Annotated in this window: 18 protein-coding genes; 14 read left to right on the forward strand and 4 right to left on the reverse strand. The window is 67.1% G+C overall.

Annotated features, from left to right (window positions below):
• Positions 1-8 precede the first annotated feature (8 nt).
• Together E8M01_RS09335 and E8M01_RS09340 are read left to right on the forward strand one after the other, a co-directional pair.
• Entirely contained in the window at positions 9-296 is a 288-nt protein-coding gene (locus E8M01_RS09335; protein WP_342778695.1) for a helix-turn-helix transcriptional regulator, read from the forward strand.
• A 179-nt stretch (positions 297-475) separates the two neighbouring features.
• Complete coding sequence (locus E8M01_RS09340) at positions 476-1,840, forward strand: Nramp family divalent metal transporter (protein ID WP_246088661.1); 1,365 nt, start codon at positions 476-478, stop codon at positions 1,838-1,840.
• Between the two features lie 45 nt (positions 1,841-1,885).
• Here E8M01_RS09340 and E8M01_RS09345 read toward each other — a convergent pair whose 3' ends face one another.
• On the reverse strand, positions 1,886-2,311 hold the full coding sequence (locus tag E8M01_RS09345) for a lysozyme inhibitor LprI family protein (RefSeq protein WP_136959871.1): 426 nt from the start codon (positions 2,309-2,311) through the stop codon (positions 1,886-1,888).
• Positions 2,312-2,433: 122 nt separating this feature from the next.
• On the opposite strand from E8M01_RS09345, the gene E8M01_RS09350 reads away from it, so the two are divergent.
• The 8 genes from E8M01_RS09350 to E8M01_RS09385 all read left to right on the forward strand — a co-directional run bounded on the left by E8M01_RS09350 (position 2,434) and on the right by E8M01_RS09385 (position 8,081).
• Positions 2,434-2,856, forward strand: coding sequence for a hypothetical protein (locus E8M01_RS09350; RefSeq protein ID WP_136959872.1), 423 nt, complete (start codon positions 2,434-2,436; stop codon positions 2,854-2,856).
• A gap of 220 nt (positions 2,857-3,076) precedes the next feature.
• Positions 3,077-4,624: a signal recognition particle protein gene (gene ffh / locus E8M01_RS09355; protein ID WP_136959873.1), complete on the forward strand. Its 1,548-nt coding sequence runs from the start codon at positions 3,077-3,079 to the stop codon at positions 4,622-4,624.
• A gap of 64 nt (positions 4,625-4,688) precedes the next feature.
• The gene (rpsP, locus tag E8M01_RS09360) at positions 4,689-5,048 is read left to right on the forward strand and encodes a 30S ribosomal protein S16 (protein ID WP_136959874.1); all 360 of its coding nucleotides are present in this window, start codon (positions 4,689-4,691) and stop codon (positions 5,046-5,048) included.
• Positions 5,049-5,223: 175 nt separating this feature from the next.
• Positions 5,224-5,748, forward strand: a complete 525-nt coding sequence (rimM, locus tag E8M01_RS09365; RefSeq protein WP_136959875.1) for a ribosome maturation factor RimM — start codon at positions 5,224-5,226, stop codon at positions 5,746-5,748.
• On the forward strand, positions 5,745-6,410 hold the full coding sequence (locus E8M01_RS09370) for an HAD family hydrolase (protein WP_136959876.1): 666 nt from the start codon (positions 5,745-5,747) through the stop codon (positions 6,408-6,410). Before rimM ends, E8M01_RS09370 begins: the two co-directional genes overlap by 4 nt.
• Entirely contained in the window at positions 6,407-7,105 is a 699-nt protein-coding gene (trmD, locus tag E8M01_RS09375) for a tRNA (guanosine(37)-N1)-methyltransferase TrmD (RefSeq protein WP_136964533.1), read from the forward strand. Before E8M01_RS09370 ends, trmD begins: the two co-directional genes overlap by 4 nt.
• 152 nt (positions 7,106-7,257) lie before the next feature.
• On the forward strand, positions 7,258-7,641 hold the full coding sequence (gene rplS / locus E8M01_RS09380) for a 50S ribosomal protein L19 (protein ID WP_136959877.1): 384 nt from the start codon (positions 7,258-7,260) through the stop codon (positions 7,639-7,641).
• Between the two features lie 203 nt (positions 7,642-7,844).
• Positions 7,845-8,081 carry a hypothetical protein gene (locus E8M01_RS09385; RefSeq protein WP_136959878.1) on the forward strand — a complete coding sequence of 79 codons (237 nt, stop codon included), beginning with the start codon at positions 7,845-7,847 and terminating at the stop codon, positions 8,079-8,081.
• Positions 8,082-8,096: 15 nt separating this feature from the next.
• Here E8M01_RS09385 and E8M01_RS09390 read toward each other — a convergent pair whose 3' ends face one another.
• Both E8M01_RS09390 and E8M01_RS09395 read right to left on the reverse strand, forming a co-directional pair.
• Complete coding sequence (locus E8M01_RS09390; RefSeq protein WP_136959879.1) at positions 8,097-9,068, reverse strand: Bug family tripartite tricarboxylate transporter substrate binding protein; 972 nt, start codon at positions 9,066-9,068, stop codon at positions 8,097-8,099.
• A 102-nt stretch (positions 9,069-9,170) separates the two neighbouring features.
• Complete coding sequence (locus E8M01_RS09395) at positions 9,171-9,914, reverse strand: hypothetical protein (RefSeq protein ID WP_136959880.1); 744 nt, start codon at positions 9,912-9,914, stop codon at positions 9,171-9,173.
• A gap of 209 nt (positions 9,915-10,123) precedes the next feature.
• Between E8M01_RS09395 and uvrB the strand changes: the two genes are divergently transcribed.
• A complete protein-coding gene (gene uvrB / locus E8M01_RS09400) occupies positions 10,124-12,808 on the forward strand; it encodes an excinuclease ABC subunit UvrB (protein ID WP_136959881.1) in 2,685 nt (894 codons plus the stop codon).
• A gap of 111 nt (positions 12,809-12,919) precedes the next feature.
• Here the strand turns inward: uvrB and E8M01_RS09405 are convergent, their stop codons facing one another.
• The gene (locus E8M01_RS09405) at positions 12,920-13,288 is read right to left on the reverse strand and encodes a ComEA family DNA-binding protein (RefSeq protein ID WP_136959882.1); all 369 of its coding nucleotides are present in this window, start codon (positions 13,286-13,288) and stop codon (positions 12,920-12,922) included.
• A 266-nt stretch (positions 13,289-13,554) separates the two neighbouring features.
• On the opposite strand from E8M01_RS09405, the gene E8M01_RS09410 reads away from it, so the two are divergent.
• From E8M01_RS09410 to E8M01_RS09420, 3 genes are read left to right on the forward strand one after another with little or no spacing between them, the layout of a single operon-like run.
• Positions 13,555-14,175: a TetR/AcrR family transcriptional regulator gene (locus tag E8M01_RS09410; RefSeq protein ID WP_136959883.1), complete on the forward strand. Its 621-nt coding sequence runs from the start codon at positions 13,555-13,557 to the stop codon at positions 14,173-14,175.
• An 11-nt stretch (positions 14,176-14,186) separates the two neighbouring features.
• Entirely contained in the window at positions 14,187-15,356 is a 1,170-nt protein-coding gene (locus E8M01_RS09415) for an efflux RND transporter periplasmic adaptor subunit (protein ID WP_136959884.1), read from the forward strand.
• Between the two features lie 14 nt (positions 15,357-15,370).
• A complete protein-coding gene (locus E8M01_RS09420; RefSeq protein ID WP_136959885.1) occupies positions 15,371-18,526 on the forward strand; it encodes an efflux RND transporter permease subunit in 3,156 nt (1,051 codons plus the stop codon).
• The last annotated feature ends 96 nt before the right edge of the window (positions 18,527-18,622 follow it).

Below are 18,622 nucleotides of genomic sequence, written 5' to 3' on the forward strand. Positions count from 1 at the left end.
CAATATGGTTGAAATTATCCGATCCATGCAAGGCCAACGGTGTTCACGGTCTGATGATTTTGCTGCCTGAACAGTGCCGGGCCGCCCGCGCCCTGCTCGACTGGTCCCAGGAACGTCTCGCGGGCCTCGCCGACGTCTCGCGCAGCACCATTCGCGGCTTCGAGGGCGGCCATCACGACCTGCACGCCGCCACCGAAGCGCAGATCGTCCAGGCCTTCCAGGCCGCCGGAATCTGCCTGCTTCCCGACGGCGAGGACGGTCTCGGCGTCCGGCTCAAGCGGTCCAAGCCTTCTTAGGACAAACCCGATGCCCGGGGATGACGGCCGCCCTTGGCGACTGCGCCACGGCCGCGCCGATCGGCCGTCGGCACCGGCCATGACCGAGGCGCGCGGGAGGCTTGTTGCAAATGATTTGCAAAAACCTTGACGCCATCCGGCGGCCATGGGACCACAAGCAGCCATGAAAGATCACGACCTTGGATGACCGACTGACCGTAGCCCGCACGAAGGACTGCGACGCTGCTCCGGAAGGCTGGCGGCGGGCGCGCGGCGGACCATCGCTGGTCGAAGTGTTCCGCACGATCCGTGTTCCGACGAAGGGCACGCCCTGGCGCAAGTTTGTTGCCTTTCTCGGTCCCGGCTACCTCGTCGCGGTCGGTTACATGGACCCGGGCAACTGGGCGACCTCGCTCGCCGGCGGCTCCAAGTTCGGCTACGCGCTGCTGTTCGTCGCCCTGCTCTCCAACATCATGGCGATCATCCTGCAGTCGCTTTGCGCCCGGCTTGCCATTGCGACCGGGCGCGATCTCGCCCAGGCCTGCCGCGACGCCTATCCGCGCTGGACCGCCTGGCCGCTCTGGGTGCTGGCCGAGGTCGCGGTCATCGCCACCGACCTCGCCGAGGTGATCGGCACCGCCATTGGCCTCAACCTCCTGTTCGGCATCCCCTTGGAAATCGGCGTGGTCATCACCGCGCTCGACGTGTTCCTGATCCTCTGGCTGCAGACCAAGGGTTTCCGCTGGATCGAGGCCTTCATCATCACGCTGATCGGCGTCATCGCGCTCTGCTTCCTGGTCCAGATCGCCATGGCCAATCCCGACTGGAGCGAGGTGATCAAGGGCTTCGCGCCGACCACCCGGATCGTCACCAATCCCGACATGCTCTATCTGGCGCTCGGCATTATCGGCGCGACCGTCATGCCGCATAATCTCTATCTGCACTCGTCCATCGTGCAGACGCGCGCCTTTGGCGAAGGCGTCCCGGAAAAACGCGAAGCGCTGAAATATGCGACGCTGGATTCGACCTTCGCGCTGATGTTCGCGCTGACCATCAATGCCTCATTGCTGATCCTGGCGGCCGCCGCGTTCAACAAGACGGGCAATACCGGCGTCGAGGAATTGCAGCAGGCCCATTCCCTGCTCACCCCGCTGCTCGGCTCGGCGATCGCGCCAAGCCTGTTCGGCATCGCGCTCCTGTGCTGCGGCCTGAACTCGACGGTGACCGCCACCATGGCCGGCCAGATCATCATGGAAGGCTTCATCGACATCCGCATCGCGGCCTGGCTCAGGCGCCTGGTCACCCGCTCGATCGCCATCGTGCCGGCGATCGTCGTGACCATCCTCTATGGCGAAGGCCAGACCGCCAAGCTCCTGATCCTCAGCCAGGTCATCCTGTCGCTGCAATTGCCCTTCGCCATCGTGCCGCTGATCCATCTCAGCGCGTCGCGCCGGCGGATGGGCGAGCTGGTCTCGCCCCGCTGGCTGACCGCGATCGCGGTGCTGATCGCGGTGACCCTGATCGTGCTGAACATCAAGATCATCATCGATTTCGCCACCGGCTGAGGCGGGCGGCTGTCACGCTGGCGGCTTCCGGCCCCCAGCGGCCGGTCACGGTCCGCTGGCCTGGACGAGATAGCTGGTCCGGGCCTCGGTCACCGCGGCCAGGCAATTGATGGCATAAAGCGTTGCCGCCGTTCCGCCGCGCAGCCGGTCCTGTTCCCAGGCGCAGGTGGCATCACGATAGGCGAGCCAGACCCGCTGGGCGCCAAGCAGCAGATCGCGATTCTGGGTGTCGCCCGCAAGCTCCCGATAGACCCGGTTGAGTTCGGCATCGGCGCTCCTGAAGCGCGCCACCGCGCAGAGCTCCAGGTCGATGCGGTTGCCGCTGTCGCAATTGGCCGGCTTGGCCTGGGCCGGCTGCGCCAGGATGCGATCGGCCAGTCCCTTCTGCTGGGCGGCGAGCGGCGGGATCGCCGTCATCATGGCCAGCAGGACAGCGATCGTGAGGCCGGTCGGGTGATGGCGTCGGTGCATGCGGTCTCCTGTTCTCCCGTAAGGCCAAATCTACCAGCCGAGGCCAGCCGCCGATAGCATTGCCCGGCTCGCCGGATCGGCTAGGGTCGAGCGCACAAAGCGCGATTCCCCAGCAGACTGCCATGCCGCCGCATCGTCTCCGCAGCCTCATCATTGCCGCCCTGTCGCTGGTGGCCATCGGTCTTGCCGGCGCACCGGCCCGGGCCCAGAGCCAGGGCACCTATCGGCTGGACATGCTGACAGCGGGCCAGAAGGACCAGCTGTTCCAGCGGGTCGACCGTTACGCCCTGGTCGAGAGCTTCCTCACCGCCTGCGGCCGGCCACCGGCCCTGGAGCTCAGGGTCCGCCGGATCGTGCGGGGCTGCGTCGCGCCGAATTCGCTCGAGGTCGTCGCTGCCCATTTCCGCCGGTCGCTCGCTGCCCGCTCGGCCGCCCGGTGGAACTGCGAGACCGACGAGGCGCGCCGGATGATCGCCCGGTCGGAACAGACGCTGCGGCTCGCCTTCGACGATCTGGCGCGTGCCTGCAGCCGGCCGGAGAGCTGAGATCGGCGCGCTCCGGCCGGCTTTTTCTTGACTCACCGGCCCTTTGGCTCTATCCGCCCAACCACTCTCGTTCATCCGAGACCTGCCTTCGCCGACCGGGACCCTGATCCCGGAGGTTCCCGCCCGACAGCGCTGAGCGCCCTCGGGCGTGTTCGGCGTTGCGGTTTGCGACGGACGTGACCATTTCCGGGCGATCCCGGTGATGAACTTTGGAGCGACCATGTTCGAAGGCCTGTCGACGCGACTGTCCGGCATCCTCGATCGTCTCAAAGGGCGCGGCGCGCTGAGCGAAGCCGATGTCCAGGAGGCGATGCGCGAGGTGCGCCGCGCGCTGCTCGAAGCCGACGTGGCGCTGGAAGTCGTCCGCTCCTTCACCGACAAGGTGCGCGACCGCGCCGTCGGTGCCGAGGTGCTGAAATCGGTCACGCCCGGCCAGATGGTCGTCAAGATCGTCCACGACACGCTGGTCGACACGCTCGGCACCGATGGCGTCGCCATCGACCTCGTCGCCGTGCCGCCGGTGCCGATCATGATGGTCGGCCTGCAGGGCTCGGGCAAGACCACCACCACCGCCAAGATCGCCAAGCGCCTCTTCGAAAAGCAGAAGAAAAAGGTGCTGATGGCCTCGCTCGACACCCGTCGACCGGCGGCCATGGAACAGCTTGCCAGCCTCGGCAAGCAGATCGGCGTCGATACCCTGCCGATCGTCACGGGCCAGTCGCCGGTCCAGATCGCCCGGCGCGCCATCGAGGCCGGCAGGCTCGGCGGTTACGACGTGGTGATGCTCGACACCGCCGGCCGCACCCATGTCGACGAAGCCATGATGATGGAGGTCGCCGAGGTCGAGCGCGCCGCCAAGCCGCATGAGACGCTGCTGGTGGTCGACAGCCTGACCGGCCAGGACGCGGTCAATGTCGCGCGCTCCTTCACCGGCCGGGTCAATGTGACCGGCGTCGTGTTGACCCGCGTCGACGGCGATGGCCGCGGCGGCGCCGCCTTGTCCATGCGTGCGGTCACCGGCAAGCCGATCAAGCTGCTCGGCACCGGCGAAAAGATGGACGGGCTGGAGGATTTCCACCCCTCGCGCGTGGCCAACCGCATCCTCGGCATGGGCGACATCGTTTCGCTGGTCGAGAAAGCCGCTGAAAGCATCGATGCCGAACAGGGCATGGCCATTGCCCGCAAGATGCAGCAGGGCAAGTTCGATCTCGACGATCTCGGCCAGCAGCTCGACCAGATGCTGAAGATCGGCGGCATGCAGGGCCTGATGGGCATGTTGCCCGGCATGAAACAGGCCAAGCAGCAGCTCGCCAGCGCCAATATGGATGACAAGGTCATCAAGCGTCAGCGCGCGGTCATCCAGGCGATGACCCGCTGGGAGCGGCGCAATCCGAAAGAAATCGACGGCAAGCGCCGCCGCCGCATCGCCAAGGGCTCGGGCACCTCGCCGGAAGAGGTCAACAAGCTGCTGAAGATGCATCGCGGCATGGCCGACATGATGAAGTCCATGGGCGGCGCCCAGGGCAAGCGTGGCCCGATGGCCGGCCTTGCCAACATGTTCGGGCTGGGTGGCGGCGGCGGCATGCCGCAGCCGACCCCGGAAATGCTCGCCGACATGGCCAAGAAACTGCCCGGCGGCATGCCGGGCGGCCTGCCCGACAAGATGCCAACCCTGCCATCAGGCGGCGGCCTGCCTCCGGGTTTCCCGGGGTTCGGCGGCAAGCTTCCGGGGCTTCCCGGTTTTCCCTTCGGCGGCAAGAAGAAATGAGCCGCCGGACCCACGACATCGCATTCACCTGACATCACGAACGACAGTTACAAGGAGACACCCCATGTCGCTCAAGATCCGCCTCGCCCGTCGCGGCACCAAGAAGCGCCCGTTCTACCAGATCGTCGTCGCCGACTCGCGCTCGCCGCGCGACGGCCGCTTCATCGAGAAGCTCGGCACCTACAATCCGATCCTCGACAAGGACAAGAAGCGTTACGAGATCAATCTCGAGGCCGCCAAGGCCTGGCTTGCCAAGGGCGCGACCCCGACCGATCGCGTCGCCCGCTTCTTCGATGCCGAAGGCCTGATGAAGCGCGAAGCCCGCAGCAATCCGGAGAAGGCCAAGCCCGGCAAGAAGGCCGAGGAGCGCGCCGCGTCGCGCGCCGCCAAGACCGCCGCAGCCGAAGCCCCGGCCGAGGGCTGAGCCTGATCCGGCCGTGGGCGCCCCCGGCGCCTCGCCACGGCCGGCCAGGACACATCAATCGCCCACCTCCCCTGACCGGGAGGTGGCGGGCAAGACCCTTCGCCGGACCGCCGGCTCGGCCAGGGCCATGCCGGCGGCAACGGCCGGCATGGCCAGATTCCTGGAGAGAGGCATCATGCCCTCCGATCTCGTCCTCGTCGCGAAATTCGGTGCCGCCCACGGCATCAAGGGCGAGGTGCGTCTGAAGTCCTACACCCAGGACCCGACCGCCATCCTCGGCTATTCGCCGCTGACCACCCGTGACGGCCGGACCTTCACGCTCGAAACGGTGCGCCCGGCCGGCGAAGTGCTGGTCGCGCGGGTCACGGAGCTGAGGGATCGCAATGCCGCCGAGGCGGTCACCAATCTCGACCTGCTGGTGCCGCGCGAGCGGCTCGCCGGACCGATGGACGAGGATGAATTCCTGCATTCCGACCTGATCGGCCTGACCGCCGTGACCACTGCCGGCGAGACCATCGGCACGGTCACCGCGGTGTTCGATTTCGGCGCCGGCGACATCATCGACGTGGCGCGCCGTGGCCGCAAGGCCGTGATGATCCCGTTCACCAAGGCGGTGGTGCCCTCCGTCGACATTGCCGGCGGCAAGCTGGTCGTCGATCCGCCGCCGGGCCTGCTCGAGGACGAGGAGGAGCCGCAATGAGCGATCCGGTCCGCGCGCTGATCTTCGACATGGACGGCACCATTGTCGACAACATGCGCTTTCACGACGACGCCTGGGAAATCTTTCACCGGCGCCACGGCCTGCCCTTCGACCGCGACCAGCATTTCGTCCAGACCGCCGGCCGTTCGCTGCCCGAGATCTTCGCGGGCCTTTTCCCCGGGCTCACCGAAGAGCGCCGCGCGGCGCTGGCCGAGGAGAAGGAAGAGCTCTACCGCGCCGCCTACAAACCCCATGCCCAACCGCTGGCCGGCCTGACCGCGCTGCTCGACGCCGCCGACGCGCTCCACCTGCCTTCGGCGGTCGCCACTGCCGCGCCACCCGACAATATCGCCGTGGTGCTCGATACGCTCGACCTCAGGCGCCGGTTCAAGGCCATCGCCTCGCCCGCCATGGGGCTGCGCGGCAAGCCCAATCCCGACATCTTCCTGAAGAGCGCCGAGCTGCTCGGCGTGCCGCCCGAAAGCTGCCTGGTGTTCGAGGATGCGCCGCTCGGCGTCGAGGCCGCCCGGCGCGCCGGCATGCGGGCGGTGGCGGTCACCACCATGCTGGCGCCGGAAGCCTTCGCCGAATTTCCCAACCGGATCGCCACGATCACCGATTTCACCGGTTTCGACCTTCAAGGCCTGACGGTACCCGCCTGATGTTCCGCGCGACCGTTCTCACCCTCTATCCGGAGATGTTCCCGGGACCGCTGGGGGCAAGCCTCGCCGGCAAAGCCATGGGCGAGGCCTGGTCGCTCGACACCGTGTTCATTCGCGATTTCACCCGGGACCGCCACCGCACCGCCGACGACACGCCGGCCGGCGGCGGACCGGGCATGGTGATGAAGGCCGATGTGCTGGCGCGCGCCATCGACGCCGCCTCGCCATCGGACGATCCGCGCCCGCGCCTGCTGATGTCGCCGCGCGGCCGGCCTTTGACCCAAGGCCGTGTCCGCGAGCTCGCCGCCGGCCCGGGTGCGATGATCCTCTGTGGCCGGTTCGAAGGGGTCGACGAACGCATCATCGAAGCCCGCGGTCTCGAAGAGGTATCGGTCGGCGATTATGTGCTGTCAGGCGGCGAGATCGCCGCGCTGGTCTTGCTCGATGCGGTGGTGCGGCTTCTGCCGGGCGTCATGGGCCACGACCAGTCCGGCACGGAGGAGAGCTTCGAGGCCGGCCTGCTCGAATACCCCCATTACACCCGGCCGCAGCTGTTCGAAGGCCGGGAGATCCCCGCCATTCTGACCTCCGGCGACCACGGCAAGATCGCCAAATGGCGGCGCGCCGAAGCCGAACGGATCACCCGCGAGCGGCGACCGGATCTTTGGTCGGCGATTTCAGCCAAGAAGGGGTGACAACTACGCCATTTTGGCGTATCGAGCCGCCTCCGATGGCACCAGGGGTGAAAGCCCCTCAGCCGAGGAACAACCGGGCGCTCGCGCCCACCCTTCGAATCAAGACCAAAAACATGCCGGACCGCTGTCGGCCGGCCACAAGGACGAGACCCATGAATCTGATCCAGACCATCGAGGCCGAAGAGGCCGTTCGCGTTCTCGGCGAGAAGACCATCCCGACCTTCGCTCCCGGCGACACCGTGATCGTCAACGTGAAGGTTCGCGAAGGCGACCGCAGCCGCGTCCAGGCCTATGAAGGCGTGTGCATCGCGCGTTCCGGCGGCGGCCTGATGGAGAGCTTCACCGTTCGCAAGATTTCTTATGGCGAGGGCGTCGAGCGCGTCTTCCCGGTCTATTCGCCGTCGATCGACTCGATCAAGGTGGTGCGCCGCGGCAAGGTCCGTCGCGCCAAGCTTTATTACCTGCGTGATCGTCGCGGCAAGTCGGCCCGTATCGCCGAGCGCGCCGACAACAAGCCGAACGCCAAGGCCAAGTGATCGCCAAGGCAGTGATCGCCGTTTCGGCGACCGGCATTTGCTGAGAATTTCGACGGGGCCTTCGGGCCCCGTTTTTATTGGCCGGCAAGGCATCGACCGGGATGACGGTCCAGACGCGGCTGCACCGTCGCATTTCAGAAATTAGTTATCGCAAAACAATAATTAAATATGCTAAGGCAATGCCTCCATAACGGAGAGCATTGATGCCCGGCCATCCTTCCATGCCCGTCTCCCCGCGCCGGCGCGCCGGCGCGGTCCTGGCCCTGATCGGCGCGGCTCTGCTGCTCGCCGGATGCGCCGACTGGAACTGGCAGGCGACCGGCGAGCGCTGGGTCGACCAGGCTTGCCGGCAATCCGGCAATTGCCGCCCGTTCTGCGACGACGCCGGCGCGCCCGGCGGGATCTGCCGTGGCGCGCCGCGCATGCCGCAAGGCCGATGACGGCCGCTCGGGCGGTCACTCGATCTTGGCGCCCGATGTCCGCACGATCTCGGCCCAGACCTTCAGGTCGGCCTCCAGCTTGGCCGCCAGTTCCGCCGGCGTCGAGGCGACGATGTCGGCACCTTGCTGGGCGAATTTCGCTTTCATATCGGGTTTGGCCAGCGCCTCGTGTGTCGCCCTCACCAGCCTGTCGATGATCGGCTGCGGCGTGCCGGCAACCCCGTAGATGGCGATCCACAATTCGGCGTCGAAACCCGGCACGGTCTCGGCAATGGCCGGCACGTCGGGAATGTTGGCATTGCGCTTCTGCGTCGACACGCCGAGCGCCCTGACCGTCCCGGCCTGGATCTGGCTGATCACCGCCGGCAGGTTGGAGAAGGTGATCGGCACATGGCCGGCGATGACATCGCTCAGCGCCGGGGCAATGCCACGATAGGGGATGTGCTTCAGGTCGATGCCGGCGCGCGATTTCAGCATCTCGCCGACCAGGTGGTTCAGCGTGCCGTTGCCGGCCGAGGCATAATGATAGTCGCCGGGCTTTTCCTTGGCCATGCGGATCAGGTCGGCGACGGTCCTGGCCGGGAAGTTCGGGTTGACCACCAGCACGTTCGGCACGGTGCCGAGCATGGAGATCGGCGCGAAATCCTTCACCGGATCGAAGCCGGTGCGGGCATAAAGCGCCGGATTGATCGCCTGGCTCGCCGAAATGGTGACCAGCAGCGTGTAGCCGTCAGGCGTCGCACGGGCGGCGGCCTGCGAGCCGAGATTGCCACCGGCGCCGGCCTTGTTCTCGATGACGAAGCGTTGGCCCATCACCTCGGATAGTTTTTCGGCGATGATCCGCGCGATGATGTCATTGGCCCCGCCGGGCGCCTGCGGCACCACCACGGTCACCGGCCGGTTCGGGTAATCGGCTTGCGCGAAGGCCGGCGCGGCGAGCGCCGAGGACAGGAGGCCGAGCGCGGCGCGGCGGGAAACGGCAGGCATGGGACAGGCTCCGGAAATCGATCGCTGTGCGGAGCACGGAAAATGACATGGCGCAAGGCGCCAAAGGAAGGGGCATTGAAGAATGCCGGCGGCCTGCCCGCCTCAATCCACCGGTCGCGCGGCCATGGACGGAGGCCGCTCGCCCGCCTTGCGTCCGGCGATCAGCCAATAGGTCAGCCCGCCGGCAAGACCCGGTGCGGCAAACAGCAGCAGCAGGCGGAACAAGGGCGATGCGCCGCGGAAGACCTCCCGTTGCGGCGCGCCGGCCAGCAGGAGGACGAGAAGGACGGCGCCGACGACCGTCACGGCGGCAACTGCGCCGGCCCCCCCATAGAACAGCGGTGAACGCAGGCCGCGTCGTTCCGCATAGGCGATGATGGCGGCTGCCGGCAGAAGCGCGAGGACGCCGATATAGACGCTGACCAGGCATAGGGCGAGATAGAGTGACCCGAGATCTTCGAGACCGGCGCGCGGACGCGCTTCGCTGACCGGCAGATTGCCGCTGGCAAAGCCCGCGGCACAGGCGAGCAGGACGAGGCCGGCGACGATGCAGGCCCCGGCATAGCCGCCGAGAACGACCAGCGGACGATCGAGCCGGCGGCGGCGATAGACCAGCTTCACGATGCCGATCGCCAGCAGGACTGATGTCGCGAGCGAGACGAGGTTGGCCACCGCCAGCCAGCGCGCCTCGCCGCCCGTCCTGGTGATGGTGTAGCTGCCTTGGGAATTCGGTGACAGGAACAGGCCGAGCACCCGGAACGACACCAGCTCGGCGAGCGCAAGCGAAGCCAGGATCCCGAGCACGGCAATGGTGACGCGCGCGGCCGCGCTGGTCGGTCCGGGCATGCTAGCCTCCGCATCAGGTGCGACGTCAGGCAAGATCGGCGCTCGCCCGTCCGGATCCAGCATGCCGGGATCGGAAGGCTGCGCCGTGCGCGCCGACACAGTCCGCCTCCCAGGACCCCATGCTGCTGCTGCCACCCTGTGTCAGCAGCACAGCTGCAAGACCGCCCGTACCTCTTCCGTTCCGGCGGGTCCCGGCCCATATTGCCGGCATGTCGAAAGCTCCGAAGCAGCCTGTCGCCGAAGTTCCGCGATCGCCAGCGGCATCGCCCTCGCCTGCCAAGGGCGCTGGACCCGCCAAGGCGAGGGATTCCAAGGCCAAGACGCCGCGATCGAAGGCCTCCAAGCCTGAGTTGCAGCCGCTCGGCCCGGCGCTGGCGGCGCTCCTGAACCCGGCGATCAATCGCGGCACGGCGGGTGTCGGCTCGCAGACCGGCCAGCCCCAGCACGGCTTTGCCGAAGCACCGCAGGCCGGTTTCCAGGCCGAGGCGAGCCTTGCCGACAAGGCGCTGGCGCATCGGCTCGGCATCAATGTCGAACAGGCCCAGGCCCTCGATATCGAGAGCGAGATCGGCACCTCCGGCGTCACCGCCACGGTCAAGGCGCTGGAGCGGCTGATCCAGGAAGGCCGGCCTGAGGTCAACGGCCAGGTCTGGCTGCCGCACAAGCCGGCACGTCCGGAAAAATGGGAGGGCGGCAAGGCGTTCGAACTGGTCTCGGAATTCGAGCCGGCCGGCGACCAGCCGACCGCCATCGCCGAGCTGGTCGACGGCCTCAGCCGCCAGGAGCGCGACCAGGTGCTGCTCGGCGTCACCGGCTCGGGCAAGACCTTCACCGCCGCCCAGATCATTGCCGCGACCCAGCGCCCGGCCATCGTGCTGGCGCCCAACAAGACGCTGGCCGCCCAGCTCTATGGCGAGTTCAAATCGTTCTTCCCGAACAATGCGGTGGAGTATTTCGTCTCCTATTACGACTACTACCAGCCGGAAGCCTATGTGCCGCGCTCGGACACCTATATCGAGAAGGAATCTTCGATCAACGAGCAGATCGACCGGATGCGCCACTCGGCCACCCGCGCCCTGCTCGAGCGCGACGACGTGATCATCGTCGCCTCGGTCTCCTGCATCTACGGCATCGGTTCGGTCGAGACCTATACCGCCATGACCTTCGGCGTGAAGGTCGGCGAGAAGCTCGACCAGCGGCAGCTGATCGCCGACCTGATCGCGCTGCAATACAAGCGCACCCAGATGGACTTTTCACGCGGCACCTTCCGGGTGCGCGGCGACACCATCGAACTGTTCCCGGCCCACCTGGAAGACCGCGCCTGGCGCATTGGCCTGTTCGGCGACGAGGTCGAGTCGATCCACGAATTCGACCCGCTGACCGGCCAGAAGAATGCCGACCTGTCCTTCGTCAAGGTCTATGCCAATTCGCACTATGTGACGCCGCGCCCGACCCTGGTCCAGGCCATCACGGGCATCAAGGAAGAGCTGCGCTGGCGGCTGGAGGAATTGAACAAGGCCGGCCGGCTCCTGGAAGCGCAAAGGCTCGAGCAGCGCACCTTGTTCGACCTGGAAATGATGGAGGCCACCGGCTCCTGCGCCGGCATCGAGAACTATTCGCGCTGGCTGACCGGCCGCCGGCCCGGCGAGCCGCCGCCGACCTTGTTCGAATATGTGCCCGACAACGCCCTGGTCTTCGTCGACGAGAGCCATGTCACCGTGCCGCAGATCGGCGGCATGTATCGTGGCGACTTCCGGCGCAAGGCGACGCTGGCCGAATATGGCTTCCGCCTGCCCTCCTGCATGGACAACCGGCCGCTGCGCTTCGAGGAGTGGGAGGCGATGCGGCCGCAGACCATCCACGTCTCGGCGACCCCCGGCGGCTGGGAGCTGGAACAGACCGGCGGCGTCTTCGCCGAACAGGTGATCCGGCCGACCGGCCTGATCGACCCGCCCTGCATCATCCGGCCGGCGCGCACCCAGGTCGACGACCTCATCGGCGAGGTCAAGGCGACGGCGGCCGCCGGCTATCGCTCGCTGGTCACCGTGCTGACCAAGCGCATGGCCGAGGACCTGACCGAATATCTGCATGAGCAGGGCGTGCGGGTCCGCTACATGCATTCCGACATCGACACGATCGAGCGGATCGAGATCCTGCGCGACCTCCGGCTCGGCGCCTTCGACGTGCTTGTCGGCATCAACCTGCTGCGCGAGGGCCTCGATATTCCCGAATGCGCGCTGGTCGCCATTCTCGATGCCGACAAGGAGGGCTTCCTGCGCTCCGAGACCTCGCTGATCCAGACCATTGGCCGCGCCGCCCGCAATGTCGACGGCCGGGTGCTGCTTTATGCCGACCAAATGACCGGCTCGCTGGAACGCGCCATTGCCGAGACCAACCGGCGGCGCGAGAAGCAGGAAGCTTATAACGCCGCCCATGGCATCACGCCGCAGACCATCAAGCGGGCGATCTCGCAGATCCTCGATTCGGTCTACGAGAAAGACCATGTCACCGTCGATGCCGGCCTGACCAAGAGCGGCGCTTCGGTCGGCCACAATCTCGCGGCGGTCACCGCCGATCTGGAAAAGCGCATGCGCGAGGCGGCCGCCGACCTGCGCTTCGAGGAGGCCGCGCGCCTGCGCGACGAGCTGAAGCGGCTGCGCGAGACCGAACTCGCTGTCATGGACGACCCGCTGGCGCGCCAGCAGGCGGTCGACGACAGGACCGGCGGCTATCGTGGCGAGCGCAAATACGGCAAGGCGGCCAATCTGCCGCCGTCCCGCGCGGCGAGGCCCGATCTCGACAGCATGGGCCCGGGCACCGATCGCGAAGTGCCTGTTGGGGCCGAGGCCCGGCACAAAGGCGGCGGCAAGCCACGGCGGGGCTGGAAGCGCTGACACGCTTCGCCGGCCGTTGTGCTGGCGCGAGACACCCGGTCACCGGCCACGGGTCGGCGCGACAGGCCGGCCCGGGCCGGCCTGTCCGTTCAAGGCAATGCGGCGATGCGATCAGCGCTGGCGGGCGATGATCTTGTCCTTGATGCCGTCATAGACGCCCTGCGGGATGATGTTGCGGTTGGGCAGGTCGTCCTTGCCGCGATAGGGGCGGCCGCGAATGATCGCGTCGGCGCGCGCCTCGCCAATGCCGGTCAGCGTCATCAGCTCGGCGCGGGTGGCCGAATTGATGTCGATCAGCGCCGATTGCGGCGTGGTCGCGGGCGTGGTGGCGGCCGGGCGCGCGGGCGCGGGCGCCGCGGGGCTGGTGGCGGCCGGCGGCGCGGCGGGCCGGGCCGGCGTTGCCGGCTGGGTCGCCTGGGCGAAGGCGCCGCCCGCGGCGGAGGCCGCCAGGGCGCCGGCGAGAAGCAGAGTCTTGAGCATGGTCGTCTCCCTCGTTGGGTCGGGCGATGGTGGGTGGCCGAATCGGCCGCCGTCACGCCGAACCTGTGGCGACAGCCGAGCACCATCGGGCGGACAGCTCAATCCGGTGTGTCCCTAGCGGCTCCGCCATCGCGCGCGCGCCGGTCCGCCTCAAATTTGCCTGTCTTTTGATTTGTCTTAAAAAAGCGAACGTTCGTTCATTTTTGCATTGCAACCTGAAACATTCCCCGCTAATGACGCCGCGTCAGCCGGAGTGCCGTTAGACAATGCCGCGTATCGACGAGATCCAGCGCACCGACCGCAAGACGACGATCCTGGACGCCGCCGAGCGCTGCTTCATGCGCTCAGGTTTTCATGGCGCGACCATGGCCGAGATCTGCGGCGAGGCCGGCATGAGCCCAGGCAATCTCTATCGTTATTTCCCCTCCAAGGAAGCGATGATCGAAGGTCTTTGCGAGCGCGATCTCGCCCAGGCCTCCGAAGGCTTCGACGCGCTGGCCACCTCCGACGACCTCTGGGCCTCGTTCCGGGACCTCGCCTATTACCACATGGTCGATGAACCACGCGCCAATTGCAGCATGTGGATCGAGATCATGTCGGAAGCGACGCGCAATCCGCAGATCGCGGCGCTGCGCGTCAAGACCGACGAATTCATCTACCAGAAGCTCTATGGCGCGCTCGATACCGCCCGGTCACGCGGCCATACCGAGCCGCATGCCGACCTCGAACGCACCGTGCAGTTCATGATCACCTATGCCGACGGCCTGATGCTGCGTCGGGGCCGTGATCCCGATTTCGATCCCGTTCCGCATGTCGAGATGATGTTCGACATCATGCGCACGATGCTGCTGACACCGCTGTCCCCGTCCAACGACAACCTGACCTGAAGCTGCCCCCCATGACCCGCATCATGACCCGCCTCATGCATCGCTCCCTGCTGCTTCTCGCCCTTGTCCTGCCGCTCGGCGCCGGCGCCGCACGGGCCAACGAACCGCGCCCGCCCTCCGTGACGGTTGCCACCGCCAGCCGTGGCGAGGTGCGCGATCTGGTGATCGTCACCGGCTCGTTCGTGGCGCGCGAAGAGGTGCTGATCTCGCCCGAGGTCGAGGGCCTGTCGATTGTCGAGATCCTGGTCGAAGAAGGCGACCAGGTGGCCGCCGGCCAGGTGCTCGCCCGGCTCAACCGCGCCATGCTCGACGTCCAGCTGGCCCAGAACGCCGCGCAGATCGCCCGTGCCGAGGCCTCGATCGCCCAGTCCAATGCCTCGATCGCCGAGGCCACCGCCAATAAGAGCCTGACCGACCAGCAATTGCAGCGCACCCGCCAATTGCAGACCACCGGTGTCGCCTCCAACGATCAGCTCGACCAGCGCCTGTCGGCCTCGCGCGCCGCCAATGCCCGCCTGGACGCCGCCCATCATGCGCTCCGCCTCGGCGAGGCCGATCTGACGCTCGCCCGCGCCCAGCGCGAGGACATCGCCCTGCGCATCGCACGCTCCGAGATCCGCACCCCTGTCGGCGGCGTCGTGTCGCGCCGCACCGCCCGTGTCGGTGCGGTCGCCGCCGCGGTCGGCGACCCCTTGTTCCGCATCATCTCGGAAGGCGCGGTGGAACTCGAGGGCGACATTGCCGAGACCACGCTCGCCAAGCTGAAGCCGGGTCAGAAGGCCGCCATCGACGCCGCCGGCTGGGACAGGCAACTCGCCGGTTCGGTGCGCCTGGTCGCGCCGGAAGTGAACCGCGCCAACCGGCTCGGCCGCGTGCGCATCGCGCTCGACGGCACCGACCGGCCACCGCTCGGTTCGTTCGGCCGCGGCCTGGTCGAGGTCGCCCGCTCGGAAGGCGTGCTGGTGCCGCTGTCCGCCGTGATGTTCGCGCAAGGCGCGGTCTCGGTGCAGGTGGTCAAGGACGGCCTGGTCGAGACCCGCACCGTCGTGCCGGGCCTGCGCGCCGATAACCGCATCGAGATCCGCCAGGGTTTGCAGGCCGGGGAACAGGTGGTGGCCGTCTCCGGCAGCTTCGTGCGCAATGGTGATCGGGTGACCCCGATCGCCCTTGCGGCCCGCTGAACGAGGCACTCCCGATGGCCTTGAACATTTCCGCCTACTCGATCCGCCAGCCGGTCCCGGCAATCGTGCTGTTCGTCGTGCTCTGCTTCCTCGGCTGGATGAGCTTCCTCAACCTGCCGATCACCCGCTTTCCCAATATCGACATCCCCTTGATCTCGGTGACGGTGACCCAGTCGGGCGCCGCACCCGCCGAACTCGAGACCCAGATCTCCAAGAAGATCGAGGACGCGGTCGCCAATATTGCCGGCGTCAAGAACGTCATGAGCAACATCACCGACGGCAGTTCGGTGACCATTGTCGAATTCCGCCTGGAGGTGAACACCGACCGGGCGCTCAATGACGTCAAGGACGCCATTTCGAAGATCCGTGCCGATCTGCCGCGCGGCATCGAAGAGCCGATCATCGAGCGGCTCGACATCGAGAACCAGCCGATCATGACGGTGGCGGTCGCCGCCCCCGCGATGACGCTCGAGCAGCTGTCCTGGTTCATCGACGACACGGTGAAGCGCGACCTGCAGGGCCTCAAGGGCATTGGCCGGGTCGCCCGCTATGGCGGCGTGACCCGCGAGATCCGCATCTCGCTCGACCCGGACCGGCTGATGGCGCTCGGCATCACCGCCGGCGACGTCAACCGCCAGCTGCGCGCCACCAATGTCGATCTCGCCGGCGGCCGTGGCGATGTCGCCGGCCAGGAGCAGTCGATCCGGACCCTCGCCTCGGCCATCAATGTCGACGATCTCGCCGGCACCAAGATCGTGCTGCCCGGCGGCCGCGAAGTCCGCCTGTCCGATCTCGGCAAGGTGACCGACCTCTATGAGGAGCCGCGCGCCTTCACCCGCGTCAATGGCGAGACGCCGACGGTGGCCTTCCAGATCTTCCGCTCGAAGGGCGCTTCCGATGCCCGGGTGGCGGCGCTCGCCCGCGCCAGGATCGTCGAGATGCGGGCCGCCCATCCGAACGTCACGTTCAGCGAGATCGACAATTCGGTGAACTACACCGAGGGCAATTTCCATTCGGCCATGGAAATGCTGCTGGAAGGCGCGATCCTCACCGTCATCGTCGTCTTCCTGTTCCTGCGCGACTTCCGCGCCACCCTGATCTCGGCCTTCGCCCTGCCGCTCTCGATCATCCCGACCTTCTGGGTGATGGAGCTCATGGGCTTCTCGATGAACCTGGTGTCGCTGCTCGCCATCATCCTGGTGACCGGCATCCTGGTCGACGATGCCATCGTCGAGATCGAGAACATCGTCCGCCACATGAAGATGGGCAAATCGCCCTATCGCGCCTCCATGGAGGCGGCCGACGAGATCGGGCTGGCGGTCATCGCCATCTCCTTCACCATCGTCGCGGTGTTCGCACCGGTGTCCTTCATGGGCGGCATTGCCGGCCAATATTTCAAGCAGTTCGGCCTGGTCGTCGCCGTCGCGGTGCTGTTCTCGCTGCTTGTGGCGCGGCTCGTGACACCCATGATGGCGGCCTATTTTCTCAAGCCCCACGAGCACAAGGAAGCCAAGGACGGCCGGCTGATGCGCGGCTATCTGCGCTTCCTGAACGGCACCATGCGGTTCCGCTATGTGACGCTTTTGGCCGGCATCGCGATCTTCGCCGTGTCGATCTATGCGATCCGTTTCCTGCCGACCGGCTTCATTCCCTTCCCCGACGAGGCGCGCTTCGTCGTCTCGGTCGAACTGCCGCCGGGCTCGACCCTGGAGGATACCCGCAACCGCACCGACGAGCTGGCCAAGCTCCTGAAGAAGGAAGTGCCGGAGGTGCAATCCGTCCTGGTGGTCGGCGGCGCAACCCCGACCGGCACCCGCGAGATCCGCCGGGCCTCGGTCATCGTCAGGCTGAGCCACAAGACCGAGCGCAGCCGCACCCAGCGGCAAATCCAGCAGGCGGTTTCCGGGCTGTTCAACCAGATCCCCGACATCCGCGCCTGGTATGTCGGCGACAATGGCGAGCGCGAGCTGTCGATCATCGTGCGCGGCAACGACGCGGCCAGCCTGAACAAGGCGGTCGCCGATCTCGAAACCGAAATGCGGCGCCTGCCCGGCTTCGTCAATGTCGCTGCCGCCGCCGGTCTGGACCGGCCGGAGATCCGCGTCGTGCCGCGCGCCGACGAGGCCGCCCGCTATGGCGTCACCACCGACCAGATCTCGGAAGCCGTGCGTGTCGCCACCATTGGCGACGTGGCGGCCAATCTCGCCAAGTTTAATGCCGGCGACCGGCAGATCCCGATCCGGGTCCAGCTCGACACCGCCGCGCGCACCAATCTCGACCTCCTGTCGCAGCTCACCGTCACCACGGCGACCAACCAGCAGGTGCCGCTGACCGCGGTTGCCGATATCACCTTCGGCCAGGGCCCCTCGTCGATCGAGCGCTACAACCGCATGCGGCGGGTCAATATCGGCGCCGACCTGACCGGCGGCCTGGAAATCGGACCGGCGCTGGAAATGGTCCTCGCCCTGCCGGTGGCCAAGAACCTGCCGGCCGGCGTGGCGTTCCAGAGCGGCGGCGATGCCGAGGTCATGGCCGAGGTGTTCCAGGGCTTCGCGCTCGCCATGGGCACCGGCCTTCTGATGGTGCTCGGCGTGCTGGTCCTGCTGTTCCACTCGCTGTTCCAGCCGCTCACCATCCTGATGTCGCTGCCGCTGTCGCTCGGCGGCGTCATCATCGCGCTGCTCTTGACCAAGAACGCCATCTCCATGCCTGTGGTCATCGGCATTCTCATGCTGATGGGCATCGTCACCAAGAACGCCATCATGCTGGTCGATTTCGCGGTCGAGCGGGTGCGCGACGGCGTGCCGCGCAAGGAGGCCATGCTGGATGCCGGCCGCAAGCGCGCCCGGCCGATCATCATGACCACGCTCGCCATGGCGGTTGGCATGATCCCGCCGGCGATCGGCATGGGCGACGGCGGCGAGTTCCGCGCGCCGATGGCCATCGCGGTGATCGGCGGCCTGCTGGTCTCGACCGTGCTGAGCCTAGTCTTCGTCCCGTCTTTCTACACCGTTATGGACGATCTCGGCCGCTTCTTCGGCTGGCTGTTCGGCCGCTTCGTCGGCCCGACCGACGAGCCGGGCGAGGCCCAGGGCGGCCATGGCCACGGAGCTCAGCCAAGCCCCGCGAATACGCAGCCGCATGCCCCGATTCGGGTCGCAGCCGAATAACCGGCCGCCGCCCTCCGCCAAGAGTATTTCCTGGCTTCCCCGTGAACCGGGAAATGCTCGAGCCTGGTGTCCGCGGGTCCGCCCCCGCGGGCACCG

It is taken from the genome of Phreatobacter stygius (assembly GCF_005144885.1).
Lineage (GTDB): Bacteria > Pseudomonadota > Alphaproteobacteria > Rhizobiales > Phreatobacteraceae > Phreatobacter > Phreatobacter stygius.